General features: G+C 48.4%; 17 protein-coding genes. 16 read left to right on the plus strand and 1 reads right to left on the minus strand.

The window, feature by feature from the left end:
• The first annotated feature begins 7 nt into the window (after positions 1-7).
• The 10 genes from A4R26_RS00705 to A4R26_RS00750 all read left to right on the plus strand — a co-directional run bounded on the left by A4R26_RS00705 (position 8) and on the right by A4R26_RS00750 (position 17,997).
• Positions 8-2,071, plus strand: a complete 2,064-nt coding sequence (locus tag A4R26_RS00705) for an alpha-amylase family protein (protein ID WP_081158629.1) — start codon at positions 8-10, stop codon at positions 2,069-2,071.
• A gap of 130 nt (positions 2,072-2,201) precedes the next feature.
• A complete protein-coding gene (locus tag A4R26_RS00710; protein WP_081158631.1) occupies positions 2,202-5,414 on the plus strand; it encodes a SusC/RagA family TonB-linked outer membrane protein in 3,213 nt (1,070 codons plus the stop codon).
• A 53-nt stretch (positions 5,415-5,467) separates the two neighbouring features.
• Positions 5,468-7,396 carry a RagB/SusD family nutrient uptake outer membrane protein gene (locus A4R26_RS00715; RefSeq protein ID WP_081158633.1) on the plus strand — a complete coding sequence of 643 codons (1,929 nt, stop codon included), beginning with the start codon at positions 5,468-5,470 and terminating at the stop codon, positions 7,394-7,396.
• Between the two features lie 97 nt (positions 7,397-7,493).
• A complete protein-coding gene (locus A4R26_RS00720) occupies positions 7,494-8,675 on the plus strand; it encodes a DUF5000 domain-containing lipoprotein (RefSeq protein ID WP_081158635.1) in 1,182 nt (393 codons plus the stop codon).
• Positions 8,676-8,764: 89 nt separating this feature from the next.
• Positions 8,765-9,973, plus strand: a complete 1,209-nt coding sequence (locus tag A4R26_RS00725; protein WP_165760109.1) for a DUF4998 domain-containing protein — start codon at positions 8,765-8,767, stop codon at positions 9,971-9,973.
• Positions 9,974-9,997: 24 nt separating this feature from the next.
• Positions 9,998-12,343, plus strand: coding sequence for a glycoside hydrolase family 95 protein (locus tag A4R26_RS00730; RefSeq protein WP_081158639.1), 2,346 nt, complete (start codon positions 9,998-10,000; stop codon positions 12,341-12,343).
• An 82-nt stretch (positions 12,344-12,425) separates the two neighbouring features.
• Positions 12,426-14,390 carry a sialate O-acetylesterase gene (locus tag A4R26_RS00735; protein WP_081158641.1) on the plus strand — a complete coding sequence of 655 codons (1,965 nt, stop codon included), beginning with the start codon at positions 12,426-12,428 and terminating at the stop codon, positions 14,388-14,390.
• A 41-nt stretch (positions 14,391-14,431) separates the two neighbouring features.
• Positions 14,432-16,630, plus strand: a complete 2,199-nt coding sequence (locus A4R26_RS00740) for an alpha-galactosidase (protein WP_081158643.1) — start codon at positions 14,432-14,434, stop codon at positions 16,628-16,630.
• Positions 16,631-17,035: 405 nt separating this feature from the next.
• Positions 17,036-17,254 carry a tautomerase family protein gene (locus A4R26_RS00745; protein WP_081158645.1) on the plus strand — a complete coding sequence of 73 codons (219 nt, stop codon included), beginning with the start codon at positions 17,036-17,038 and terminating at the stop codon, positions 17,252-17,254.
• 8 nt (positions 17,255-17,262) lie between these two features.
• Positions 17,263-17,997, plus strand: a complete 735-nt coding sequence (locus A4R26_RS00750) for an SDR family NAD(P)-dependent oxidoreductase (protein ID WP_081158647.1) — start codon at positions 17,263-17,265, stop codon at positions 17,995-17,997.
• A gap of 267 nt (positions 17,998-18,264) precedes the next feature.
• Here A4R26_RS00750 and ygiD read toward each other — a convergent pair whose 3' ends face one another.
• The gene (ygiD, locus tag A4R26_RS00755) at positions 18,265-19,146 is read right to left on the minus strand and encodes a 4,5-DOPA-extradiol-dioxygenase (RefSeq protein WP_242674792.1); all 882 of its coding nucleotides are present in this window, start codon (positions 19,144-19,146) and stop codon (positions 18,265-18,267) included.
• A gap of 269 nt (positions 19,147-19,415) precedes the next feature.
• Here ygiD and A4R26_RS00760 point away from each other — a divergent pair, with 269 nt between their 5' ends.
• The 6 genes from A4R26_RS00760 (at position 19,416) to A4R26_RS00785 (ending at position 26,627) form a co-directional block, all read left to right on the plus strand.
• The gene (locus A4R26_RS00760) at positions 19,416-21,827 is read left to right on the plus strand and encodes an ABC transporter permease (protein WP_081158649.1); all 2,412 of its coding nucleotides are present in this window, start codon (positions 19,416-19,418) and stop codon (positions 21,825-21,827) included.
• Between the two features lie 492 nt (positions 21,828-22,319).
• Positions 22,320-23,186: an STAS domain-containing protein gene (locus A4R26_RS00765; protein WP_081158651.1), complete on the plus strand. Its 867-nt coding sequence runs from the start codon at positions 22,320-22,322 to the stop codon at positions 23,184-23,186.
• Between the two features lie 2 nt (positions 23,187-23,188).
• Positions 23,189-23,584: an STAS domain-containing protein gene (locus A4R26_RS00770; RefSeq protein ID WP_081158653.1), complete on the plus strand. Its 396-nt coding sequence runs from the start codon at positions 23,189-23,191 to the stop codon at positions 23,582-23,584.
• Positions 23,565-23,978 (plus strand): anti-sigma regulatory factor, encoded by a 414-nt coding sequence (locus A4R26_RS00775; RefSeq protein WP_207625653.1) that lies wholly within the window; start codon positions 23,565-23,567, stop codon positions 23,976-23,978. The genes A4R26_RS00770 and A4R26_RS00775 overlap by 20 nt, the downstream gene beginning before the upstream one ends.
• The gene (locus A4R26_RS00780; protein ID WP_081158655.1) at positions 23,971-24,987 is read left to right on the plus strand and encodes a SpoIIE family protein phosphatase; all 1,017 of its coding nucleotides are present in this window, start codon (positions 23,971-23,973) and stop codon (positions 24,985-24,987) included. Before A4R26_RS00775 ends, A4R26_RS00780 begins: the two co-directional genes overlap by 8 nt.
• Positions 24,988-24,989: 2 nt before the next feature.
• The gene (locus tag A4R26_RS00785; RefSeq protein ID WP_081159414.1) at positions 24,990-26,627 is read left to right on the plus strand and encodes a sensor histidine kinase; all 1,638 of its coding nucleotides are present in this window, start codon (positions 24,990-24,992) and stop codon (positions 26,625-26,627) included.
• Positions 26,628-26,630 lie beyond the last annotated feature (3 nt).

Genomic DNA, 26,630 nt, shown 5'->3' on the forward strand with positions numbered 1-26,630 from the left:
CCCAACCATGCTGATCCGCCCACTGCTTTCCACCCACCGCCTATTCATTCTTATTGTATTGTTATGTTTACAAATAACCGCAGGCGCTATCCCTGCCGGGAAAAAAGATTCTGTGATCACCATGCCCTTTGGTGAAAATAATATGATCCTTTATTCTTTAACCACCGGTACGTACGATGTGGTGTTCAATGGCAGGAAAACTATTACCGGGGCGTATGCGGTATGTAAAGGTAAAACGGAAATGACCAGCACCGGCGACGCAGTCAGAACCTGTACTTTTTCAACCCGCACCGTTCATGACCGGGTTGCCCGGTACGAAATAACCACCGAACGTAACGGATTACGAATGCAGCAGGTGTTTAATTTATATGGGTCGAAAAATTATTTTTTGACCACTATGAGCGTTATTGGTAGGGAGGTAGCTGCAAATTATATGTCGCCTTTGATAACGGAGAATGTTGTATTTGATGAAAAAGGCGATAACCGGGCGCTGTATGTACCATTCGATAACGATATGTGGGCGCGTTTCAATGCTCATCCCTTACAACAGGCGAATTTTACCGGCAGTGAAGTAACGGCAATCTATAACAATGATACCTATAAAGGCATGGTAATTGGCTCCGTTGTACAGAATGCCTGGAAAACGGGCGTTGCTGTAAAAGCCAATGGAAAGCACTCCTTTTCGGTTAGTGCTTATGGCGGTTTCGCCGATAGCAACATCACGCATGATAAAATTCCGCACGGGTTGGTAACTACCACCGATTCAACCTGCGATTCACCAATGATGATGGTAGGCATGTTTGCCGACTGGCGAAATGGGATGGAGCAGTATGCCGGCAATAATCGTTGGCAGGGAACACCGGGTTACTGGAAAAAAGGCACGCCGGTAGGCTGGAACAGCTGGGGCGCCATACAAAACAAAATAACATTAGATAAGGCCAAATGCGTTATCGGTTTCTTTGCCGATTCCTGTAAAGGATTTCGTAATTCCCGGGGCGAATTATATATCGATCTCGATTCCTTCTGGGACAATATGGTAAAAGGCGGATTAAACGGCGATGTAAGTGAACTGAAACAGTTCGTAGCATACTGCAAAAGCAAAGGCTTTAAACCCGGCATCTATTGGGCGCCGTTTACCGACTGGGGCAAACACGACTGTAAAATGGAAGGTTCGAACTATACTTATGCACAGGCCTGGTTAAAGCAAAACGGAAAACCGGTTGAAGTAGATGGTGCCTATGCACTGGATGCTACCCATCCCGGTACCAAAGCCAGGATAGCCTTCTTTCTTGGCCGGATGAAAGCACTCGGTTTTAAAATGATCAAGATCGATTTCCTGGGACATGGCGCCCTTGAGTGCGATCGTTTTTATGACAGTACGGTAACAACAGGAATGCAGGCATACCATATGGGAATGAAAAGCGTAACGAAGGCGCTCGATAATAAAATGCTGGTGTATGCAGCCATTTCACCTACCATGGCCACCGCACCTTATGTGCATATGCGCCGCATTGCCTGTGACGCATTCAGCGCAATTGACAATACCGAATACACACTCAACAGCACCGGTTATGGCTGGTGGCAAAGTCACTTATATAATTTCGTTGATGCCGATCATGTGGTGTTCAACCGCGAAAGTGAAGGCGCCAACCGCGCCCGGCTGGCATCTGCCCTCGTTACCGGAACGTTGATCACCGGTGATGATTTTGGAACACCAGGCCCCTGGTCGAACGTGGCTAAACATTTGTTGCAAAACAAAGCCCTGCTCAATGTCATTAAGGATGGGCGCAGCTTCAGGCCCGTTGAAGCCAATACCGGTAATAAAGGTGTTGAGCTTTTTGTAAAGACCGGTTACTACGAGGTTTATTTCGCTGCTTTCAATTTCAGTAACGTACCGCGTACTTTTACATTGCCGTTGTCAAGGCTGACAAGCCAATTAGGTCCGGTGATAACCGCTATCGATCTCCTGGATAATACCAGTGATAAATGGGGCGATACCATTAAGATCACCATTCCACCTGCCGATGCCAGAATCTATCTTCTCAAACCTGATTTAATGCATGCCAAATAATAATCCCCCAAATATTTTGGTCATTTAAAAATAACTTTATATTTGTAGTGGTATAGGATAGTATAGTACAGGTAGCACAGCCTGGGATACTATCCTCATTCATGCACATTTCGAATCAAACGCTGCTAATATGACAAAACGAATTGCCTGCTATGTGGGGAGGAGTACCATCTTCCTTCATACACCCCGCCTGTTCATTCTTTTACTTTTTACCATTTCTTCATTGCTGTTTTCAACCCGTTCCTTTGCACAGGAAAGTAAGTTAACGGGTATGGTGCTCGACAGTGCCCGCTCGCAACCTTTGGGCGGCGTAACGGTGCTGATAAAAGGCAGCCTGCAGGGAACCAGCACCGATGAAAAAGGCCGCTTTGTGCTCGATATTCCCGGCGACAACGCCCTGCTTACCTTTTCATTCGTAGGCCATAAGTCCAAAGATGTACGCGTGCATAAAGGCCGGCCGGTGACTGTATTGTTGCCGCTGGCAGAAGATTCAACCGCCGATGTAGTGGTGGTTGCCTACGGTAAACAAAAAAAGCAAAGCATGGTAGCGGCCATCACTACCATCAATGTAAAGGAACTGCGGGGGCCAACCAGTAACCTTACCACCATGCTGGCAGGCCGCATCTCGGGGGTGATCGCTTATCAGCAAAGCGGTGAGCCCGGCGCCGATAACGCCTCCTTCTTTATCAGGGGTATCGGAACCTTCGGCGCGGGTAAAAGAGATCCGCTGATCCTTATAGATGGAATGGAGTCATCGACCAACGACCTGGCCCGTTTACAACCCGATGATATCTCCGGTTTCAGCGTTTTGAAAGATGCAGCAGCCTCTTCGCTCTATGGCGCACGTGGCGCAAATGGCGTTATTCTCGTTACCACCAAAATGGGTGCGGAAGGCAAGGCAAAGTTCAATGTGCGTGCAGAAGCGCCCTTTTCAACCAATACCCGCAATTTCAAATTTGCCGATAACATTACTTATATGAAGCTGGCCAACGAGGCCGTGCTTACCCGCGACCCGCTGGGCGTGCTGCCTTATTCACAGAACAAGATCGATCATACCGCAGCCGGCGACGATCCGCTAAAATACCCGAACAACAACTGGATAGATGCGCTGATAAAAGACCATACCGTAAACCAGAAATTCGATATGAACGTAAGCGGCGGCAGCAAAACCGCCCAGTACTATATTTCCGGTACGTATAATATCGATCGTGGCATTCTCCGCACGGTTCCGGGCAGCAGTTTCAACAGCAATATCAAATTCGGTAACTACAGCGTTCGCTCAAACGTGAACATCAACATAACACCTACCACAAGAGCGGTGGTAAGAACTTCGGCCCAGTTCGATGATTATAATGGTCCGCAGGGTTACCGCGATGGCGATGGCAACTGGGTGAATGGCGGCCGTACCGTTTTTAACAGCGCTATCTGGAGCAACCCGGTGATGTTCCCGGCCTATTACCCGGCCAGTTATGCGCCGTTCCTGAAACATCCTTTGTTCGGGAATGCATATATAGGCAATACCACTTCGCTGTACAACAACCCGTTTGCCAACATGGTGTCGGGGTTTCAGCAATACAACTCATCGCTCATGAATGCGCAGATAGAACTGAACCAGAACTTCAGTTTTGTAACGCCCGGTTTAACCGGCCGCTTCATGGCTTTTACGCAACGTTATTCATTCTTTGATCTTAACCGCCGGTACAATCCTTTTTATTATACATTGTTGCCCGATGCCAATGGCAAGCTCACGGTGTTAACGCCGCTGAACCCCAATCAGGGCACCGAATACCTGAACTTCAACCAGGGCGATAAAATAGTTAATACCGTAACCTATGCGGAGTTCGCAACGAATTACAGCCGCACCTTTGGCGATAAACATGCAGTAAGCGGTATGCTCATCGGCATCCTGCGCAATTTTCTCAATGCCAATGCCGGCGATCTTCAGGCATCGCTGCCCGCCCGCAACCTCGGGCTTTCAGGCCGCTTTACCTATGGCTACGACAGCCGCTACCTGGCCGAACTGAATTTCGGTTATAACGGATCGGAACGGTTTGCCGCCAACCACCGGTTTGGATTTTTCCCTTCGGCAGGCGTAGGCTGGATCGTATCGAATGAAAAGTTTTTTGAGCCATTGCAGGATATTGTTTCCAACCTGAAACTGCGCGCCACCTTTGGGTTGATCGGTAACGACCAGATCGGACGTTCGGGCGACCGGTTCTTTTATTTATCGAACGTAAACCCCAATAACGACGGCAACGGTTATCACTTTGGTATCGACCAGGGCCATTATGTTACCGGTTATTCGGTAAGCCGTTACGCCAATAACGACATTACCTGGGAAAAGGCCAAAACCACCAACTATGGTATGGATCTCTCGTTCCGCAACGGCATCAACATCGTCGTCGATGCGTACCGTTCGGTTCGCTCGAACATCCTGATGCAGCGCAGCACCATTCCCACAACAATGGGCCTCGAAGCGGGCGTGCAGGCGAACGTGGGCGAGGCCTCCAGCAAAGGGGTTGATATTGCGCTCGACTACTCAAAGAATTTCAATAAAGATCTGTGGCTGCAGGCCCGTGCCAACATGACCTATGCCGTTAGCAAATACCATATCAATGAAGAACCTGTTTACCCCGACGAACTGAAATACCTCAGCCGTATTGGCCAGTCGTTGGGCCAGGTGTACGGACTGGTGGCTGAAAGATTGTTTGTCGACGATGTGGAAGCGCGTAAATCGCCGGTGCAAAGTTTTGGCGGTAACCCGCCGATGGGCGGCGATATCAAATACCGCGATATCAACGGCGATGGAAAGATCACCAATCTCGACCAGGTGCCGCTGGGCCATCCCGTTACCCCGGAGATCACGTATGGTTTTGGTTTCTCGTTCGGGTACAAACAATTCGATATAAGCACGTTCTTCCAGGGCAATGCAAGGGTTTCGTTCTTTATCAACCCGTATAACATTTCACCCTTTGTGCAGAACGGCGGTTCGCAAAACGGACTGCTTACCGCAATTGCAGAAAGCCATTGGTCTGAAAACAACCAGGACCTGCACGCTTTCTGGCCCCGGTTCGATGCGCAGTTCAATAACAACAATTCGCAAACCTCCAACTGGTGGCTGCGCGATGGAACGTTCATGCGGTTGAAAACTGTGGAGCTGGGATATACCTTCCCGCGGAAATTGCTGCAACGGCTTCACTTCTCCAATTTCAGGATCTATGCCAACGGGCAGAACCTGTTTGCCTTCAGCAAATTCAAATTGTGGGACCCCGAAATGGGGGGTAACGGACTGGGATATCCCGTGCAGGCCGTTTACAACCTCGGGATAAACTTTGGATTTTAAATGAGGCAGTGCGCATTGCCGATTGCCTATTGGCTGATCTCAACTAATAAACAATGAAAAAAAGAAATTATATAGCAATTATATACCTGGTGGTTACGGTTGCGGGCTGTAAAAAGAGTTTTCTCGATGTGGTGCCCGATAACGTGGCTACCCTCGACAATGCATTCACCATGCGCAGGGAGGCGGAGAAATACCTCGCTACCTGTTATTCCTACTTACCCAACGATGGCGACCCGGTGAGCAATATCGCCTTTCTTGGCGGCGACGAGTTCTGGCTGGCTTATCCGGCTGCCAGTTTAACGGCCACCAACTGGAATGTGGCCCGCGGTAACCAGAACGTGGTGCGCCCGTATGTGAACATCTGGGATGGCGATAATTTCGACAATGTGGGTTTCAGGAACATGTTCACCGGCATCCGTACCTGCAATACATTTATCGAAAACGTATCGGACCCGGGCAGGATACCCGATCTTACCCTCGATGAAAGAACACGGTGGATAGGAGAGGTGATGTTCCTGAAAGCGTACTATCATTTCCTGCTCATGCGGCAGTATGGGCCTATTCCCATAATGGATAAGAACATTCCGGTGAATGCGCCGCTTGAACAAACAAAAGTGAAACGCCGGCCGGTTGATGAAGTGGTAGATTATATTGCCGGTACGATCGACTCCGCTGCCAGCCGCCTGCCTGTGGCGCTTTTGACGCCTTCAACCGAACTGGGCCGCATTACTGTAGCCATTGCAAAAAGTATAAAAGCCCGGGTGCTGGTGTATGGCGCCAGCCCGCTGTTCAATGGCAATAATGATTTCGCCGGTTTTAAAGACAGGGACGGCGTACAACTGATCGCTTCTACCTATAGCGCAGAAAAATGGCAGCGTGCCGCTACCGCTGCTGCAGAGGCCATTAAAGCTTGTGAAGACGCCGGCATCTACTTATACAAATTCATCAATACAACAGGTTTTCCGTTAACGCCTGGTACGATCACTCAAATGAGCATCCGCAACGCGGTATGTGAAGAATGGAACCAGGAATGGATCTGGGCCAATTCAAATTCGTCTACCTGGCAATTGCAATATTCATCCATGGCGCATATCGATCCCGCCGCCTCCGGTAACTCGAGCATTTATGGTACGCTGGGGCCCACCATGCAGGTAGTACGCCAGTTCTATACGAAGAACGGGGTGCCCATTACCGAAGACAAAACACTTGATTTTAACGATCCGCACCAGTTGAGAACGGCTACCCATGCCGAGCGGTTCAATATAGTGGAAGGGTACAGAACGGCGCGGTTGAACTATGATCGCGAGCCCCGTTACTATGCCGATCTGGGTTTCGATGGCGGTACCTGGTACATGCAGAACAGTCCGAGCCATACCGATGAGAACACCTGGAGCGCGCAGCTGAAACTGGGGCAGTATGGCAGTGGCGTAGCGGTTACCATCACTACGTATTATCCAAAAAAACTGGTGAACTGGAAGTTCGCTTACCAAAGCAACAACAGCAGTAAAATAGAAGACTATCCATTTCCCACCATGCGCCTTGCCGATCTGTACCTGTTATATGCAGAAGCGTTGAACGAGGCAGGCGGTCCCTCACAGGAAGTATACAAATACCTGAACCTGGTGCGGGAGCGGGCGGGTCTGCCAACCGTACAGGATAGCTGGACCAATTTCTCAAACAATCCCGGCGCTTATCAAAATAAAGACGGGTTGCGCAATATCATTCGCAACGAACGCAGTATTGAAATGGCGTTCGAGGGAAGCCGGTTCTGGGACCTTCGCCGCTGGAAGCTGGCCGGTCAGCTGCTAAACACAAATATTATGGGATACGACCGTTCGGGTACGGTTGACCGTCCGGAGTTGTTCTATATACCCACCACCTATTTTACCATGCGGTTTGTAGTGCCCCGTGATTACCTGTGGCCGATAAAGGAATCGAACCTGACGGTAAACGAAAACCTGGTGCAGAACCCCGGTTGGTAGTGTTTGCCCCGGCGAACCAGGTGTGCCACACTTTGAAATGTAGAACCAGGTGTGCCACACTTTCAAAGTGTGGCACACCTAAAAAACAAAAACAGATATGAAAAAACTCACTTTTATAATAGCGACGCTGCTGCTTACAGGCATGTGGAGTTGCAAAAAAGAAGAGCTGAATGGGATAAAGGAAGACAATGGCGCCGTGCCCGGTATGGTATCGAATGTAACGGTGAAGAACGAGAACGGGGCCGCCACTATTACCTATTCGTTGCCCAAAGACGACAACCTGCTGTATGTAAAAGCGGTGTACACCCTCGCCAACGGTTCAAAACAGGAAGTGAAAGCTTCCTATTATACCAACGAGTTGCGGGTGGCCGGTTTTTCCGATACATTGAAACATACGGTGAAGTTATACGCGGTGAGCAGAAGCGAAGTGGCCGGCGAACCGGTTGATGTAACGGTTGAACCGCTTGTTTCGCCGCTGCACCTGGTGTTTCGGAACATGACCGTACGCGCTACTGCCGGCGGTATAAGAATAAAATCGGTTAACCAGTTCAAAGGCGATGTGGTGATCGTACCGCTGATAGATTCACTGAACAATGGCGAGTGGGGCAACCTCGAAAATATTTACACCAGCGACTCCCTTATTGCGGTGAGCATTCGCGGGCTGGCGCCGGTACAACGAAAATTTGGCTTTTTTGTACGCGACCGCTGGTTGAACCGTACCGATACCATGTATGCCACCCTTACACCTGCAAAGGAGTTATTGATAGAGAAGAACAACTATTTTGTTTACCAGTGCGATAACGATACGAAAATGTCGTGGGGCACAACGGTAGACCTGATGTGGAGCGGCCTTTTCAATAACGAATGGCCCTGTTTGTATACCGATGAAAGTTCGGGCGTACCAACCACCTTCACCTGGGGTGTTGGCCCTTTACCTGTGAAACTGACAAGGTTCAATTTACTTACACGAAGAGAAGGCTCGCTGTACTATTCAAAAGGAAGTCCGCGCCGCTTCGAGATCTATGGCTCCAATAACCCCACGCATGATGGCGACTGGAGCAAGTGGACGAAGATCCTTACCTGCGAAGTGGTGAAGCCAAGCGGTTTGCCGTTGGGCCAGGAGAACAATGCCGATGCCACCGCAGGCAGCGCAGGTTTCTCTTTCGATTTTGATGAAGACACGCCGCCTTACCAGTACCTGCGGTTGAAATGTTTACAAAACTGGGCCGGGTCTTATTTCATAGAGATCCAGAATATGTCGATGTGGGGCACTAATTAAAGGTGTGCCACACTTACCCTCGCTGCGAAAGTAAAGTGTGGCACACCTAAGATCTCTGACTTCAATTATTAACAAGTAAAATGATTTTCATGAAACTAAATAATGTTAGCATACGAATGGGGCTTTGGGCCCTGTTGCTGGCAGGTGTGGCGGCTTCGTGTAAGAAAATGGATGATTACAAAAAGTTTGCAGACGGCGGCGAGATCACCTATCCCGCTACATTCGATTCATTGAAGGTAATACCGGGTAATGGCCGCGTTATGATCACCGGTTTGCTCAGGGGCGATCCCAATGTTACCAAATACCGCGTGTACTGGAACAGTGGCAGCGATTCGCTCGAAAATAACTTTGTGCGCAAGGACGGAACGGATACGCTGAAACAGATCATCGATCATCTGCCCGAAGGGCCCATGACCTTTACGCTACGTACCTACGACAGCAGGGGGAACCGGTCGATCCCTATGGTAGTTACAGGCAATGTATATGGCGCCAACTACCAGGCTTCAGTGACCGAAAGAGGCAACAGGGCCATCCTGGGGACTTCGTTTCTGGCCGATGGGGCTGCGCAGATCACCTGGGCCGATGTTGATGCCTACGTTGGCGTACTTGGTATGCGCATCCGTTACTATGATGCGTATGATCAGTTGCGCGATACCATCATCGTTTCAGATCTGAAAAACCAGGTAAGCACCGTGCCCGGTGTAAGCATTCTGAAACCGATCGCTTATAATACCCTGTACCTGCCCGAACCGGCAGGCATAGATACCTTTACGGTTGCCGCCAATACGCTCTCATTATTTACAGAAGTGAAATTATTGAACAGCATAAAACCCGTAGCCAATAGCAGTAACGACGGCAGCCGCTGGGCTACCCTGCGCGACTGGATAAGCAATGATGCCGTTAAAAACCACAATGGCTATGGCGGTACCGATATCAGCGGCGATGCGAAAATATATTTCGAGGCCGGCTGGGGTGCACCCGGCATTTCGAACGGTAAAGTGTACCAGGTAGTGAACCTGCCGCCCGGTAAATACAATTTCGAAGGTTCCATCGACTGGTATCATGAAAGCTCAAAGAACGATGTATACCTGATGGCTGCACCCGGTACGAACGGGTTGCCCGATGTAAGTAACCCCGGCGCAGCGTTCGCTTATAAAAAAGTAGACAATGGCTCCAACGTAAAAATGGAATTCACGGTAACGCAGCCAACCACGTTTTCATTGGGACTGTTGCTCGATATGAGTAACAGCGGCGAAGCCATGCGATTCAACAGTTTAAGATTATATATCGTTCCATAAAATCGTATATCAATATTCATAGTGATGATAAGAAGCAAGATGGTTAGTGCCGGTTTATTTTTATCCCTGTTGGGAACGGGCGGTGCAAAGGCGCAGCAAAAAACACCATTACGTTTATGGTACGATAAACCGGCGGCGCAATGGGAAGAAACCTTACCCCTGGGTAATGGCCGCCTCGGCATGATGCCCGATGGAGGGGTAATGAAGGAAACTGTTGTGCTGAATGATATCACCCTCTGGTCGGGCGCGCCGCAGGATGCGAATAATTATAATGCAAGTAAGAAACTGCCCGAGATCCAGAAGTTACTGCTGGAGGGTAAGAACGTGGAGGCGCAGGCGTTGATCGACAGGGATTTCGTGTGTACCGGTAAAGGCTCGGGCGCCGAACCTTTTGGCTGTTTTCAAACCCTGGGCCGGCTAACCCTTACATTTAACGATGCATCAACAGATGCTTTTACAGGTTATCGCCGCGAGCTATCGCTTGATAGTGCTATTGCAAACAGTACTTACAAAGCAGGAGCGGTTACGTATACGCGGGAATATTTTACCAGTTTTGGCGATGATGTTGGCATGGCGCGGTTTACCGCCAGTGCGCCGGGCGCACTGAATATGGAGGTATCGCTTTCGCGCGAAGAAAAAGCTACGGTAACTACCGTAGGCAATCAGCTACAGATGAGCGGCCAGCTCGAGAACGGCACCGACGGCAAAGGCATGGAATATGTGGCGAAGGTGGCGCTGTCGCTGAAAGGTGGAAGCGTGGCTGCAGCGGGCAATAAGCTGGTGGTAAAGAACGCTACTGAAGTTATACTGTACTTTTCTGCCAAAACCAGTTTTCGCGATGCGGCGTTCAGGCAACATGCAAACGAATTGCTGTCAAAGGCCATGAAAGTGCCTTATAGCGTACAAAAGAAAAAACACATCGATAATTACCAGCGGCTGTTTAACCGCATGCAGCTCGATCTGGGCGCTTCAGGGGCAGATGACCGGCCAACCGATCAGCGGCTGGATAAGTTTTATGGGTCAACCATTCCCGATAACCGGCTTACGGTCCTGTTCTATCAATACAGCCGTTATCTTTCCATCAGCAGTACGCGCGTGGGTTTATTGCCACCCAACTTACAGGGTTTGTGGGCGCACGAGATCCACACCCCGTGGAATGGCGATTACCATCTCGATGTAAACGTGCAAATGAACCATTGGGGCGTTGAGCCGGCCAATTTATCGGAGCTGAACCTGCCCCTGGCCGATCTGGTGAAACAAATGGTGCCGCATGGCGAGCGCACCGCCAAAGCCTATTACAATGCACGCGGCTGGGTGGCGCATGTGATCACCAATCCCTGGATGTTCACCGAGCCGGGCGAAAGCGCCTCCTGGGGCGTTACCAAGGCGGGCTCAGGCTGGCTTTGCAATAATCTCTGGGACCACTATGCGTATTCCAATGATCTCAGTTATTTGAAAAGTATCTACCCGGTATTGAAAGGCAGTGCCCAATTCTATGCAGACATTCTTATCAAAGACCCGGAAACGGGCTGGCTGGTGACGGCGCCCTCATCATCACCGGAAAATCATTTTTACATGCCCGATGGCAGCGGCAAACACGCCGCCATTTGTATGGGTGCAGCCATCGATAACCAGCTCATGCACGAGCTGTTCAACAACGTTATAACCGCTTCTGAACGCCTGGGCATCGATGAAGCATTCCGCAGGGAACTGAAGGAAAATCTCAAACAGATCCCACCTGCCGCACAGATCGCCGCCGATGGCCGTTTGATGGAATGGCTGAAAGATTATAAGGAAACCGATCCGCAGCACCGGCATATTTCCCACTTGTACGGGTTGTACCCGGCCAATGTGATCACGCCCTCCAAAACACCCGAATGGGCCGAAGCCTGTAAGAGATCGTTGAATGTACGCGGCGATGATGGGCCCGGCTGGTCAATCGCCTACAAACAATTGTTCTGGGCGCGGCTGCACGATGGCAACCGCGCGTATAAGCTCTTCCGCGAGATCATGAAGCCTACCCGCAAAACAGGTATCAATTACGGCGCAGGCGGGGGCGTATACCCGAACTTATTATCAGCCGGTCCGCCCTTCCAGATCGACGGCAACTTTGGCGCCGGCGCCGGTATTGCCGAAATGTTGTTGCAAAGCCATGAAGGGTTTATTCATTTTCTGCCCGCCATTCCCGATGAATGGAAAAAGGAAGGATCGGTGAAGGGAATGAAGGCGAGGGGAGGCATTACCGTAGAATTTACCTGGAAAGAGGGGAAGATAGTTTCGTATAGGGTTTTTAGTAAAAAGAAGCAGCGCGTTAAGTTAAAGATCAATAATGCTATGATTGCCGCTGTAACGGAAGTAAGGGGTAGCTGACGAGTTAACAAGTTAACTGGTTAACTCGTCAACTTGTTACCACTTCTTAGTAAATTGTACCTTTTAAAACTTTCGCTCGCATATGAAAAGGATAATACTAGGATTAAGTGTCCTGTTAACAGGCACATTGAACGCCCAATTACGGTTACCAAAGATCTTTGGCGATAGCATGGTGTTGCAACGCAATGCGCCCATGCGCATCTGGGGTTGGGCATCACCGGCAGAAAATATTACCGTACAATTCCATAATCAAAATAAAACCGTTCATGCCAGCGCCAGCGGCAGTTGGGAGGCCGTGCTGGCGCCGGAAGCCGCCGGCGGGCCTTACCAGTTACAGGTAACAGGTAAAACCACAATAACCCTGAAAGGGATCCTGATGGGCGATCTCTGGGTTTGCTCAGGGCAGTCGAATATGGAAATGCCATTGAACGGGTGGGGGCAGGTATATAACTATGAACAGGAAATTGCCTCGGCTAATTACCCGGCCATCCGGTTGTTCACGGTTGAAAAAGACGTACAGGGACAACCGGTACCGGATATAAAAGGCGGTTACTGGCAAACCTGTACGCCCCGGAATATTCCTCCCTTTTCGGCAGTGGGCTATTTCTTTGGCCGCGCGCTGCATCAGCAGTTGAAGGTGCCTGTAGGACTGATCAACTCTACCTGGGGCGGCACCAATATCGAAAGCTGGATCAGCAACGCCGGTTTCAGAACGGAACCAGCATATGCTGAACTGATGAAGCTGGCGCCTGAAAAAAGCACCGCTGAGTTAAGTGCGCAAAAAGAAAAAGTAGTAAGGGATTATCTTCATTCGGTAAATCTCGATAAAATAGATACCAGCGGTTTAAGCCGGTGGCCGGTAGTTGAATATGACGATAACAAATGGAATAACATGACCGTGCCGGCATTGTGGGAGAACCAGCAGCCGGCCGTAAAGATAGATGGCATTTTGTGGTTCCGGAAAGAGATCATCATCGATGAAGCCGGTGCCGGTAAACCTGCAGTACTGAAACTGGGCATGATCGATGATAATGATATTACCTATGTAAACGGCATTAAAGTGGGTGGTATTACCGGTTATAACGTGCCGCGGGTGTACAATATAAATGCAGGCATCCTGAAAAAAGGAAAAAATATTATCGCGGTGCGTATAGAGGATACCGGTGGCGGGGGCGGCATTTATGGCGAGGCGGCAGACTGCTCGCTTGCTGTTGATGGAAAAACTACCTCACTTGCCGGTACATGGAAATACAATGTTGAAAGCATCATCCTGAATGCAGGTGTTGGACCGAACGATTACCCGTCCGTGTTGTACAATGCCATGATACACCCTATAGAAAAACTGGCCATCAAAGGAGCTATCTGGTACCAGGGCGAGAACAATGCCGGGCGTGCGGTGGAATACCGCAAGGCGATGCCATTGCTCATCAACGACTGGCGTAAACGCTTCCGGATCCCGGCCATGCCATTTTATTTTGTACAACTTGCCAGTTACAGCGCCTCCAACGGAAACAGCAACAAAGGCAGTACCTGGGCCGAATTGCGCGAAGCGCAAAGTATGGCGGCATCACTGCCCAATACAGGTATGGCCGTTACCATCGATATAGGCGATGCCGCAGACATTCATCCCCGTAATAAACAGGATGTGGGAAAACGGCTTGCTGCACTGGCATTGCAAAAAACATATGGTATTAAGATGATCGCTTCCGGACCGGTATACAAAACCATGCAGGTGCAGGGAAACAAGGCGGTGGTTCAATTTACAGGCATTGGCAGTGGCCTTATGGCAAAAAAGGGTTCGGCAAATGCGTTATCGGGTTTTGAAGTGGCCGGCGCTGATCAGCAGTTTTATCCGGCAAAAGCAACCATAGCCGGCGCAACGGTAGTTGTATCGGCAGATGAGGTAGCAAAACCCGTTGCGGTCCGCTATGCCTGGGCCGATGATGCAGGCAATGCGAATCTGTTCAATAAAGACGGTTTTCCGGCAGCGCCATTCCGTACCGATCGCTGGAAAGAAAAAACGGAAGGCGTAAGCTACAGGCCATAAAATATAATAATAGAAACAAAAACAAGTAACATTAACGTACCATGCTAAAGAAACTGAGCGGTTTGAGTGGGTTATCCATTGTCGCCTTATTAACGATTGTACAAACAGAGGCATTTGCGCAGGGAACTATTATTCCGGTAGAAACGAAAAGCAATGCGTTGGTGCTGCAAACCAACAGCACCAATAACCTGAACATCGTTTACCTGGGGCCAAAGCTGACGGATAAAAAAGAATATGAAGCAATAACGGCCGTGTATAAACAAACCGCTGAGTATACCGGTGTGTCGAACGCGGCGTACGCCACCTCAGGTTCGCGCAATTTGTTTGAACCTGCGTTGACCGTTACCCATGCAGATGGCAATAATTCACTCGACCTGCAATATGTGCGGCATGAAACAAAAAAGCTGAACGATAATGTATCGCTGCTTACCGTTGTATTGAAAGACCCCGTTTACGATCTTGAAGTAAAGTTGTTTTATAAAACCTATTTCAAAGAAGACGTAACCGAGCAATGGAGCGAAATAAAAAATAATGAGAAAGGAAATGTGGTGTTGCAAAAATTTGCTTCTGCCAATTTATACCTGAAAGCAGACGATTTCTGGTTGCGGCAATACCATGGCGACTGGGCAAAGGAAATGCAGGCCGAAGAAAGCAAACTAACGCATGGCATAAAAACACTCGATTCGAAATTAGGTACCCGTACCAACCTGTTTCAGCCGCCCTCGTTTATGGTTTCGCTGAACCAACCCGCTACCGAAGACGAAGGCGCCGTGTTGTATGGTTCGCTTGAATGGAGCGGTAACTTCCGGATCGACCTCGAGCTCGATAACCAGGATAATCTGCGCATCATTGCCGGTATCAACAACCACGCATCGGCGATGACGCTGACGCCCGGTGAAGTATTTACTACCCCGGTATTTTTATCGGTTTTGTCGTTCAACGGAAAAGGTGAAGCCAGCCGCAAACTGCAAAGCTGGGCGCGCAACTATAAACTGCTCGGTGGCAAAGGATCGCGGTTGACCTTATTGAATAACTGGGAAGCTACTTACTTCGATTTCAACGAAACGAAATTAAAAGCGCTGTTGAAAGATACCAAAGAACTGGGCGTTGACCTGTTCCTGCTCGATGATGGCTGGTTTGCCAATAAATACCCGCGCAATAATGATGATGCCGGTTTGGGCGACTGGCAGGAGAACAAAACCAAATTACCGAATGGCATCGCGTCGCTGGTTAGTGAAGCGCAGGCGAATGATGTAAAATTCGGTATTTGGGTAGAACCCGAAATGGTGAACCCGCGCAGTGAGCTGTATGAGAAGCATCCTGACTGGGTGGTGAAACAACCCAACCGCAAAGAATATTATTTCCGGAACCAGCTGGTGCTCGATCTCAGCAATCCGCAGGTACAGCAGTTTGTATTCAATACGATCGACAACCTGTTTACAAAAAATCCAAAGCTGGCCTATATAAAATGGGATTGCAATGCGGTGGTTTACAATGCTTATTCGGCACATCTGAAAAACCAGTCGCATTTTTATGTACAGTATGTACAGGGATTGTATTCGGTATTGCAAAAGCTCAGGAAAAAATATCCTACTGTACCGATGATGTTGTGTTCGGGCGGCGGCGGCCGTGTTGATTACGCAGCCCTGCAATATTTTACCGAGTTCTGGCCAAGCGATAACACCGATCCGCTGGAGCGGGTATTTATGCAATGGGAATATTCTTATTTCTATCCTGCTGTAAGTTCGGGCAACCACGTAACCGATTGGGGCAAACAACCGATCAAATACCGTACAGATGTTGCCATGATGGGCAAACTGGGTTTCGATATAGTGGTGAGCAAGTTGAACGAAAAGGATCTTAAGTTCTGCCAGGATGCCATAAAAACCTACAATGCCGTAAAACCCATTATCTGGCAGGGCAATCAATACCGGTTGCAGAACCCCGTTGGGAATGATGTAGCGGCGGTGTTGTATCTCAATGAAGAAAGAACAACGGGCGTTATCTTCAATTATCTTGTCAACAACAGGTATGATGCGGGCAGTTCGCGCCCCATCCGGCTAAAAGGGCTCGATGCCCAAAAACGCTACAGGATAAAAGAGCTTAACCTGTATCCCGGTACCAGTTCTACGATCGATGATACCAAAACCTATACCGGTGAGTTCCTGATGAAGGTAGGGTATAATCCCGATGTAAAGGCCAGCCGGGCGAGTGTGGTGCTGGAGCTGAAGGCAGAGTAGGGAATACAGCTCAAGGCCAAAAGAAAATACAGCTGTAAGCTTTAAGCTGTAAGCCGCAAGCAAATACAGAATACAGCTTTAAGCTTTAAGCCGTAAGTAAATACAGAATACAGCCTAAAGCTGAAAGCCGAAAGCTGAAAGCGAATACAGAATACAGCCGAAAACCGAAAGGCGAAAGCAATACAGGTTCACTTCTGTATTCTGTATTTACTTTTTCATTTCTCATTCTTAATTTCCCTGTATTCCACTTCTACATTCTACATTGGACATTCGATATGCTGCATTCTGTATTCTCTTTTTCATTGCTCATTTCCCCGAAATTGTGATGTAGCTCACGCAATCACTTTCCCGATCCTTCCTTCCTTTGTGTTGTCAATCACAACAACAAAATCAAAGAACATTTTTATGCCATACATTAAAGTAGAGCTGACCCGAGAAGGCGTCACCCGCGAACAAAAACAACAATTGATCAAAGGCATCACCGGCCTGTTCACCGATATTCTTAACAAAGACCCGCATTTGACCCATGTGGTGATCCAGGAAGTTGAACTGGACGACTGGGGTTATGCCGGCGAGCAGGTATCGGTATTACGGGAAAGAGGAATTACTGCAGATAAAAAATAACATTAAATATGAAAAAGCAAACCATTATTGTAACCGGGGCATCATCCGGAATTGGCAGGGAAGTAGCCAGGTATTTTTTGGAAAGAGGCGATAACGTGGTGATCAATTCCGCCACGCCCGAAAAGTTGAAACAGGTTTACCAGGAACTGGGCGCAGGTAGCAGTCTGGCCATGGTTGCCGGCGATGTAAGCGATAAAAATACCGGCAACCTGCTGGTAACGACAGCCATATCCAGGTTTGGTTCGGCCGATGTGCTGGTGAACAATGCCGGCATCTTCGAAACCCGGCCATTTCTGGAAGTAGACGAAGCGTACCTCGACCGCTTTTTGAAAACCAATCTGAAGGGCACTTTCTTCACCACGCAGGCGGTAATACCACAAATGCTGAAACAAAAGGGCGGGGTAGTGATCAACATCGGTACGCCGCTGGTGAACCATGCACTGGGTGGTGCGCCAACCACAGCGCCTTTATCGAGCAAAGGGGCTATCCACTCATTGACGATCCAACTGGCGGCAGAATTTGGCCGGCATAACATCAGGGTGAATACCATTGCGCCGGGCACCATTCGTACGCCCATGCATGGCGATACCGTTGATCAAAGCGCCGGTCTGCACTTGTTGAACCGGGTAGGGGAAGTGGAAGACGTAGCGGAGATGGTATATACGGTAGCAAAAAGCAATTTCATTAACGGCGCCATCATCAATGTAGATGGTGGAATGGCTGCGGGTCACAATTTGAATTGAGGAAATAGGGAAAGGCAACGAGGCAACGAGGCATAAAGGCATAGAGGGAAAGGCATAAAGGCAACGAGGCAACGAGGCACAAAGGCAACGAGGCACAAAGGCAACGAGGCACAAAGGCAACGAGGCAACGAGACATAAAGGCAAAACTCGCAGCATTGTAAAGTATCCATTTACGAAGCCAGCGAGTCCTTTGCCGTTTGCCATTTCGCGAGCCCATTCACCATTCACCATTGCCCATTCACCATTGACCTTTGCCCATTCACCACGTTAGCCGATCTTCACCGACGTCATCGTAAGCGAACCACCCACAGCCTTGTCATTGAAGAACGAAACAGTATCTTTATTGCCTTTCAAACCTAACGTATACAGCAGCGGCAAATAGTGTTCGGGCGTAGGAATGGCCAGCAGGGCATCCTTGCCCAGTTCGCTATAATTGATCAGTGGCTGGTGATTTCCATCCATGATCAGTGACTTGAATTTATCGTTGATCGTTTTTGCCCAGTCGAATCCATAATCAACTTCATTCAGTTTATCCCAGGCTACCATTCTCAGGTTATGCACCATGTTACCGCTGCCAATGATCAATACGCCTTTTTTGCGCAGGTCATATATTTCTTTGGCCAGGTCATAATGATATTGCGGGCCCTTGCTATAGTCGATGCTTAGCTGCAGAACAGGGATCCTGGCATTGGGGTACATGTGACGAACGATCGTCCAGGTACCATGGTCAAGGCCCCAGTCGTGGTTCAATTCAACCTGGGTGGTATGGATCAGCGCCGCTGTTTCCTTTGCCAGCAAGGGATCGCCGGGCGCCGGGTATTGTACATCGTACAATGCTTTGGGAAAACCGCCAAAATCGTGAATGGTTTTTGGGAAATCCATAGCGGTGATCTTAGTGCCCTGGGTGAACCAGTGTGCCGATACCACCAGCACTGCTTTGGGGGTGGGTATTTCTTTGGCCATCTGCGTCCACCGGCGGCTGAATTCCGAGTCTTCAATCCCGTTCATTGGAGAGCCATGCCCTACAAAAAGTACCGGCATCAACTGCTCCTGTTCGGGTAAGCTATCGGTGAAATTGTTGAATGCAGACAATGTCGTCATGCCTACTGCTCCTTTTATTATTGATTGTATAAATTGTTTTCTTTCCATGTTAACGCTTTTCGAATGCAGATCAGTTATGCAACACCTTACAACCGGCCTGCCAGTTGTAATTGTTCTTAAGTGTTAACTGAATAAGTAACAACGCCATATTCTCAATGTTCGGCTTACCGGTAATTCGCCGGCAATTTAACTAAATGTATCAATACCGTACATCTGATGCCCGTTATTGAACACTCTTGCATGTATAACCCCTTAATTACAGGCATTTACACAATGGCACATGGCTTGTTCTGGTGTTGGCACAAAACCAATCAACAATGCTCCGTCACTATTTCCAGATCGCCTGGCGAAACCTGATGAAACGTAAATTTTACAGCCTAATAAATATTGCCGGGCTGGCAACAGGAATGGCGTGTTGCATATTGATCGGTTTGTATCTGTACCACGAACGGTCATATGATAGCTACCATAAAAAACGCGACAGGATCTACAGGGTTACGCAAACATTCCGAAGCGTTGAGCAGGGAACTATGCCGGCCGCGCCGTCCCCCCAGGAATTCCAGGTGTGGGGTTGCGCGCCGGTAGGACCTGCGTTACAGGCAGATTTCCCCGAGATCGAAAAAGTAGTGCAGTTCATGAGTCCGGCCAGCCTGTTGATGCAATACGGCGAAAAACGTTTTCAACAGGATAGCCTGTTGTTTATAGACTCCACCGTCTTCGATGTGTTCAGCTGGAAAATGATCCAGGGCGATCCGAAAACCGCATTGGTGGCGCCTAATACAATCGTGCTTACTAAAACACTGGCTCAAAAATTCTTTGGTAATGACAACCCGGTAGGAAAAGTTTTCCGGGTTGACAATGAAGACGACCTGCTGATAACAGGCGTTATGGAAGATGTTCCGCCCAATAGCCATTTTACCTTCACCGGCCTTATTTCCCTGGCAAGCGTAAGAAAAGTGGCGCCAGAGATGTTTGGCTGGTGGGGCTATGTTGATTTTTATACATACCTGTTGCTGAAAGAAAATGCATCCGTTGAATCAATAAAGGCTAAAAGCGCAGAATTTGTAAAACGGAATAATCCGAAAGACAAAGGGTATGCAATTGCATTTGAAAAAATGACCGATGCCTACCTGCATTCGGTGGCAGGCCGGCAACCCGGCCCCACGGGCAGTCTGCTCAATGTATACCTGTTTTTGTGTATTGCTGTTTTCATAATGCTTATCGCCTGTATCAACTTTATGAACCTGTCAACAGCCCGTTCGCTTGAGAGGGCGAAGGAAGTAGGGGTGCGAAAGGTGCTGGGCGTTAAGCCGTCGAGCCTCATGTGGCAGTTCCTGTTTGAATCTATCCTGTTGTCGCTGGGGGCTGTAGTCATTGCGCTGATGCTGGCGCACCCCGGTATGGCATTGATAGAAAAACTATCGGGTAAAGAGATCGCTTATGTGAATTTCTTCAGTCCGCTTGTTTTTGCCGGTATAGTTGTATTTGCGGTAATAGTGGGTATGCTGGCTGGTATTTATCCCGCCATTGTGTTGTCGGGGTTCAGGGCCATAACCGTGTTGAAAGGCAGGTTCAACCCAACCGGCGGCAACATTTCATTCCGCAAAGCGCTCGTTGTTTTTCAGTTTACCTTATCCATTGCGCTTATCGCAGGAACGATTATCGTATATAACCAATTGCATTTTTTGAACAGTCATGATCTGGGTTTTCAGAAAAGCCAGATGCTGGTGCTCGATTTTGAGAACGATCAGGGTGTTCGTAAAAATATTGAAGCCATCAAAAAGGCCATTGCCGGCCAGCCCGGTGTTATTGCCGTTGCCGCTTCGCGTGCCGTGCCCGGCGAATTTCTTCCCAATGCCGGTACCTCCATACAAACACCCGAAGGGCAAATGACCAACAAGGTGCCGTTGATCTATGAAATAGATTTTGATTTCATCCCCACGTATCGTATACCCATGGTGGCCGGGCGAAGTTATTCGCGCGCTTACCTTACCGATAGTGCCGGGGCCATGGTGATCAATGAAGCAGCGGCAAAAATGTACGGGTATTCGAACCCTGCCGACGCTGTTGGTAAGAAGTTTGAACAATGGGGGCGAAAGGGCACAATTATCGGCGTGGTAAAGGATTTCAATTTCCGTTCGCTTCACAAGCCGGTGGAACCGCTTACATTGCGATACGGTTACCCGTGGTCGCTCAACCGCATTTCCGTTGCCATAAAAGGCGACAATGTTTCGGCTACCCTGGCAAGCCTGCATAAGACCTGGGACAAGCTGGCGCCGCAACGGCCATTCCTGTATCATTTCCTTGACGACAGCTTCAATGATCAGTACAAAGCCGATCAGCATTTCGGAAAACTGTTCACCTTCTTTTCCTGCCTGGCAATTATCATTGCCTGCCTCGGCCTGTTGGGCCTTTCCACCTTTATGGCGCAACAGCGGGTGAAAGAAATTGGCGTTCGTAAAGTGCTGGGTTCATCGGTAAGCGGTATTGTATTATTGTTGTCGAAGGATTTTATCAAACTCGTGCTGATTGCGGTGGTAATTGCCGTTCCGCTTTGCATCCTGGCCATGAATGAATGGTTAAACGATTTCTCTTATCGCATTTCAATAGGGCCGTTGGTATTCCTGGAGGCCGGTTTCATCACCGTAAGCATTGCCATGATAACGATCGCCTGGCAATCGGTTAAAGCGGCCCGGGTTAACCCGGTGCAATCGTTACGTAATGAGTAAGCGCGCATTTCAAATAGCACGTTGTCCGATTATTAATCTACTTTTAACAATGCCTCCGCCAGGAGGCATTGCTCTTTCATCTCCTGCCGCACTTTCCTGCAATAGAGTTTCAGGTGGTACAAACTTTGCAAAGTTTACAGTCGGGCCTATTCTTCTATTACTTTCAAAATGCATATGATGACAAAATCTAAAGTTACTATTCGCATTAAGGAGCCTCCTCCATACAGCGTTTTCTGCAATAGATATAAGCCCTGAAAATGTTTTTACTTACTCGTTGAAAGAACTTTTCAACCTTGAACAAGGAACCTGATTGATGCGAGCACTCTCGATATTTTCTCAAAATTGTGGAAATTTTTACCCAAGTTCAGAAACAGTACTCTCCCGGATAAGTAAACGATAACTCTCTTAACAAGATTATTCCAAAATAAAATGCGTGGTCATGCATTGACTAATGCACAGACCTTTTTTACCTATTAAAACATTTATTTTAATATGAAGACCGATATTTCAAAACTGCTGCAGAAAAAACGAAAGCAAATCCTGGAAACATGGATGACCATACAGCTATCCGATGAATCGTTGCGCGACAATTTAATGAGCAATGAAGACCTGCAGGAGCAGTCTAACGAATTACTTGATGAACTGCTTGGCACATTGAACGATAAGAACATCAAAGACAGCGGATCGGCAGATTTCGATAGAGTTCGGGAAGTGCTTTCGGGGATTTCGATCTCCCGTGCCCGCCAGGGGTACACCCCGCGCGATACGGGTTTTTATGTATTCAGTTTGAAAGACGCCCTGCTGCAAACTTTGCAACAGGAAATAAAGGATGATCCCGAGTTCCTGTTCCAGACCTCGGTGTACCTGAATAAATTGATGGACGCGTTTGGGATCACTACTTTCGAAACATTTATCCAGGGCCGCGAAGATGTGATCCTGCGCCAGACAAGTGAAATTGCGGAAATTTCAACGCCGGTGATCCGGGTATGGGATGGCATCCTGGCGTTGCCCATCATCGGCACGCTCGACAGTGCCCGCACCCAGGTGGTTATGGAAAACCTGTTACAGGAAATAGTGGAAAGCGGCAGCACCATTGCCATTCTCGATATCTCAGGCGTACCCGCGGTAGATTCACTGGTTGCACAACATCTTATCAAAACGGTTTCCGCTACCAAACTCATGGGTGCCGAATGCATTATCAGCGGTATCAGGCCCGAGATCGCCCAAACCGTTGTACACCTCGGCATCGACCTTTCGCATGTTGTTACCAAGGCTACCATGGCCAGTGCTTTACGTTATGCATTTAACGTGATGAGATTGGAGATAAAGAAAATTCAAAAAGAAAAAGCAGATAATTAAATATGGATCGTATTCCCATTCTCCGTATGGGGAAATTTTTACTGGTTACCATTCAGATCGATTTATACGACAGGCTGGCTACCAACCTCGAAACCGACCTGGTTCAAATGGTTAATAAAACAGGCGCAAAAGGCGTTTTGATCGACATCTCTGCATTGAGCATCGTAGATTCCTTCATGGGCCGTATTTTAGGTAATATCGGCAGCATGTCGAAGATCATGGACGCAGAAACCGTGGTTGTAGGCATGCAACCCGCCGTTGCCATCACGTTGATAGAACTGGGCCTGGAATTGAAAGGTGTACATACAGCACTGAATGTAGAACGGGGTATGGACCTGCTAATGCACAAGATCGATCTTACAGACGAAACAGTACAAGATGAAGATAGTACTGAATAAAGACACCATGAAAATTGAGAAGGAACAGGATGTAGTGCCTTTCCGTAACCGGGTAAAAGAATATGCCGTCAAGATCGGGATGAGCCTCGTGAATCAAACCAAGTTGATCACCGCGGCCAGCGAGCTGGTAAGAAATATGCTTAAATATGCCAATGGCGGCGTCGTACTGATAGAAGTGATCAGCCAGGGACGTGACAACGGCATCCGGCTTACCTTCCAGGATAAAGGCCCCGGTATCGGCGACATAGCCCTGGCAATGAAAGACGGTTATTCATCGGGCAAAAGCCTTGGCATTGGTTTGCCCGGCGCTAAACGACTGGTCAATGAATTCGACATAAAAAGCATCGTGGGAGAAGGAACCACCGTTACCATAATCAAGTGGAAGAATGGATAACAATGTACACCTGTTATTGAATGTGGCAGACAGAAGCTATTTCTCGATCATAAAAAAAGAAGTCCATACGCTGACACTCCATGCAGGCTTCAGCGCAAAAAGAACAGGAGAAATAGATATCATCGTAGCCGAACTGGTAAGCAACCTGGTAAAACATGGCGGGGGCGGACAGGTAATGGTAAAAGTGAACGAAGCAAATGGAAAAACTTATTTGGAACTGATAGGCATCGATGCAGGCATGGGCATGGCCGACGTCAGCCGCATGATGGTTGACGGGGTTTCTACCAAGAACACGCTGGGACAGGGCATGGGAGCCATGAAAAGATTGAGCGATGTGTTCCAGGTGTATTCAGTAAGGGACTGGGGCACCGTAACGGTAATAAGGGTATTTAAAGAAGAACCGCTTTATTTCGATCCCGTTACTACCACCCAGATCAGGTCGGTGATAATACCCAAACCGGGTGAACGGGCCTGCGGCGATGGGTTTTTTCAGAAATCGACAACCGATTGCATCAGCCTTTTTCTGGGCGATGGCCTCGGGCACGGACCCGAAGCGCAAAAAGCGGTAACGCAGGCAGGCGAAGTTTTTATGAAATGTCATGAAAAAGAACCCACGTCGATCATCAGGCATATCAATGCCTCGGTAAAAAAAACGCGGGGACTGGTAGGCACGGTGGCATCGCTCGATCTCAATGAAAGAATATGGCGCATATGCGGTATCGGTAATATTCAAACCAGGATCTTCGATGGCTGGGAATTGAAAGGGTACATGGCCTATAACGGTATTATCGGGTTGAATGTGCCCAATACCCTCAAATCACATGAAATGCCTTTTGAGAATGGCCAGGTGCTCATTATGTGCAGTGATGGAATAAAAACAAGATGGGATATTTCAAGATATCCGACCATTATGCGATATGATTTAACCATGTTGTGCGCAACACTGATAAAGGATTTTGCCCGTAACACAGATGATACCTCAGTGGTGGCATGCAAAATAAATTTGTAAACATGCATGATATTGCTAAAGTGACGCTTCAGAATGAGATGGACCTGATACTGGCTCACAAACGTTCCATGCGATTGGCTGAGCTGGCCGGGTTATCTCTTTCGGCACAAACCACTTTTGCTACCGCAGTATCGGAAGTGGCGCGTACCTGTCTCGAAAGCGGCAAGGTCAGCTACCTGATCTTATGCGTAAATACCGATCAGCGCGATAAGTTTATCGTAGCCTGTTTAAAGAACGAACAGTTGAACAGCAACCGGTCGCGCGAGGGACTGGAGCATGCCAAAAAGCTGGTCAATAAATACAACATCTTTACTTCGGGTACCGAAACCGCCATAGAACTGTTCTATTACATTGCACCGCATTTCAGGGTCGACCTCGAAAAGATCAACGAATGGCGGCAGTTGTTCCGCAACGAGCCGTCCATTTCGCCTTACGAGGAACTGAAAAGGAAGAATGAACAGTTGCAGGATCTTTCCGAAAAAATACAAAAAAGCGAAGCGCATTATAAAACCCTTACCAACTCTTTACCATTAACTATTTTTTCACTCGATGTAGAGGGGAAATTGTTATACGCGAACGAATGGCTCGAAAGATATACCGGCCACACCATCGACTACCTTAATAACAGCCAGTGGAAGACCATCATTCATGAAGAAGAATACGCCACGTTCGCTGTATTGCTGAACAAGGTGATAACACAAGGTACCGCTACCATCAAAACCCAGGCGCGGTTAAAAAATAAACAGGGCGATTATATTTGGCACCAGGTATCCCTTTCGCCTTTTCGCAACGAACAGGGCGACCTGCAATACTGGATCGGTTTTATAGTGGACATTCACGCACAAAAAGTGGTGGAAGAAACACTGAAGGATAATATCGAACTGAAAAATACCCAGGCGAAATTAAAAGAGAACCAGCGTACGCTTGAAAAATATGTAGATGAGTTGAACCGCAGTAACCTCGAATTGCAACAGTTCGCTTTCGTGGCTTCCCACGACCTGCAGGAACCGGTGCGAAAACTGCTGTTCTACAGCGATTATATGGTAAGCAATTACTCAGGCGTGATCGATGAGAAAGGGCTTGGCTTTTTATCGAGCATGCGGTCTGCTTCACATCGGATGCGCAACCTGATCCAGGACCTCCTGCTGTTTTCGCAGATCAACAAGGAAAGGCTTAATTTTACCGACGTTAACCTGAATGAAATAGCCCAGGAGGCCTGTCAGGACCTCGAAATAGCCATTGAAGAAAAGAAAGCGGTGATCAATATGTCGGGCTTCCCTGTAATTGCAGGCGATGCAAGCATGCTGCGGCAATTGTTCGAGAACATCATTGCCAATGCCATTAAATATTCCCGGCCCACGCAGGCGCCGGTAGTTGACATCACCTGTAAACAGAATGCCGGCTTTGTGGAAATCGCTTTTAAAGACAATGGGATCGGATTCGATGAAAAATATATACCCCAGATGTTCAGGTTATTTCAACGGCTGCACGATCGTACAGCCGTTGAAGGAACCGGGCTGGGGCTGGCCATTTGCCGTAAGATCGTTGAAATGCACCACGGAACTATCTGGGCCAATGGCCAGGAAGGAGAAGGGGCTACCTTTTTTGTTTCTCTACCATTAAATACACCAGGAAATTGATTT

The organism is Niastella populi (assembly GCF_002078015.1).
GTDB classification, from domain to species: domain Bacteria; phylum Bacteroidota; class Bacteroidia; order Chitinophagales; family Chitinophagaceae; genus Niastella; species Niastella populi.

Bases quoted from the DNA above. Each gene is read 5' to 3' on its own strand.
- A4R26_RS00705 (WP_081158629.1), top strand. From the start codon at position 8: ATGCTGATCCGCCCACTGCTTTCCACCCACCGCCTATTCATTCTTATT.
- A4R26_RS00710 (WP_081158631.1), top strand. From the start codon at position 2,202: ATGACAAAACGAATTGCCTGCTATGTGGGGAGGAGTACCATCTTCCTT.
- A4R26_RS00715 (WP_081158633.1), top strand. From the start codon at position 5,468: ATGAAAAAAAGAAATTATATAGCAATTATATACCTGGTGGTTACGGTT.
- A4R26_RS00720 (WP_081158635.1), top strand. From the start codon at position 7,494: ATGAAAAAACTCACTTTTATAATAGCGACGCTGCTGCTTACAGGCATG.
- A4R26_RS00725 (WP_165760109.1), top strand. From the start codon at position 8,765: ATGAAACTAAATAATGTTAGCATACGAATGGGGCTTTGGGCCCTGTTG.
- A4R26_RS00730 (WP_081158639.1), top strand. From the start codon at position 9,998: ATGATAAGAAGCAAGATGGTTAGTGCCGGTTTATTTTTATCCCTGTTG.
- A4R26_RS00735 (WP_081158641.1), top strand. From the start codon at position 12,426: ATGAAAAGGATAATACTAGGATTAAGTGTCCTGTTAACAGGCACATTG.
- A4R26_RS00740 (WP_081158643.1), top strand. From the start codon at position 14,432: ATGCTAAAGAAACTGAGCGGTTTGAGTGGGTTATCCATTGTCGCCTTA.
- A4R26_RS00745 (WP_081158645.1), top strand. From the start codon at position 17,036: ATGCCATACATTAAAGTAGAGCTGACCCGAGAAGGCGTCACCCGCGAA.
- A4R26_RS00750 (WP_081158647.1), top strand. From the start codon at position 17,263: ATGAAAAAGCAAACCATTATTGTAACCGGGGCATCATCCGGAATTGGC.
- ygiD (WP_242674792.1), bottom strand. From the start codon at position 19,146: ATGGAAAGAAAACAATTTATACAATCAATAATAAAAGGAGCAGTAGGC.
- A4R26_RS00760 (WP_081158649.1), top strand. From the start codon at position 19,416: ATGCTCCGTCACTATTTCCAGATCGCCTGGCGAAACCTGATGAAACGT.
- A4R26_RS00765 (WP_081158651.1), top strand. From the start codon at position 22,320: ATGAAGACCGATATTTCAAAACTGCTGCAGAAAAAACGAAAGCAAATC.
- A4R26_RS00770 (WP_081158653.1), top strand. From the start codon at position 23,189: ATGGATCGTATTCCCATTCTCCGTATGGGGAAATTTTTACTGGTTACC.
- A4R26_RS00775 (WP_207625653.1), top strand. From the start codon at position 23,565: ATGAAGATAGTACTGAATAAAGACACCATGAAAATTGAGAAGGAACAG.
- A4R26_RS00780 (WP_081158655.1), top strand. From the start codon at position 23,971: ATGGATAACAATGTACACCTGTTATTGAATGTGGCAGACAGAAGCTAT.
- A4R26_RS00785 (WP_081159414.1), top strand. From the start codon at position 24,990: ATGCATGATATTGCTAAAGTGACGCTTCAGAATGAGATGGACCTGATA.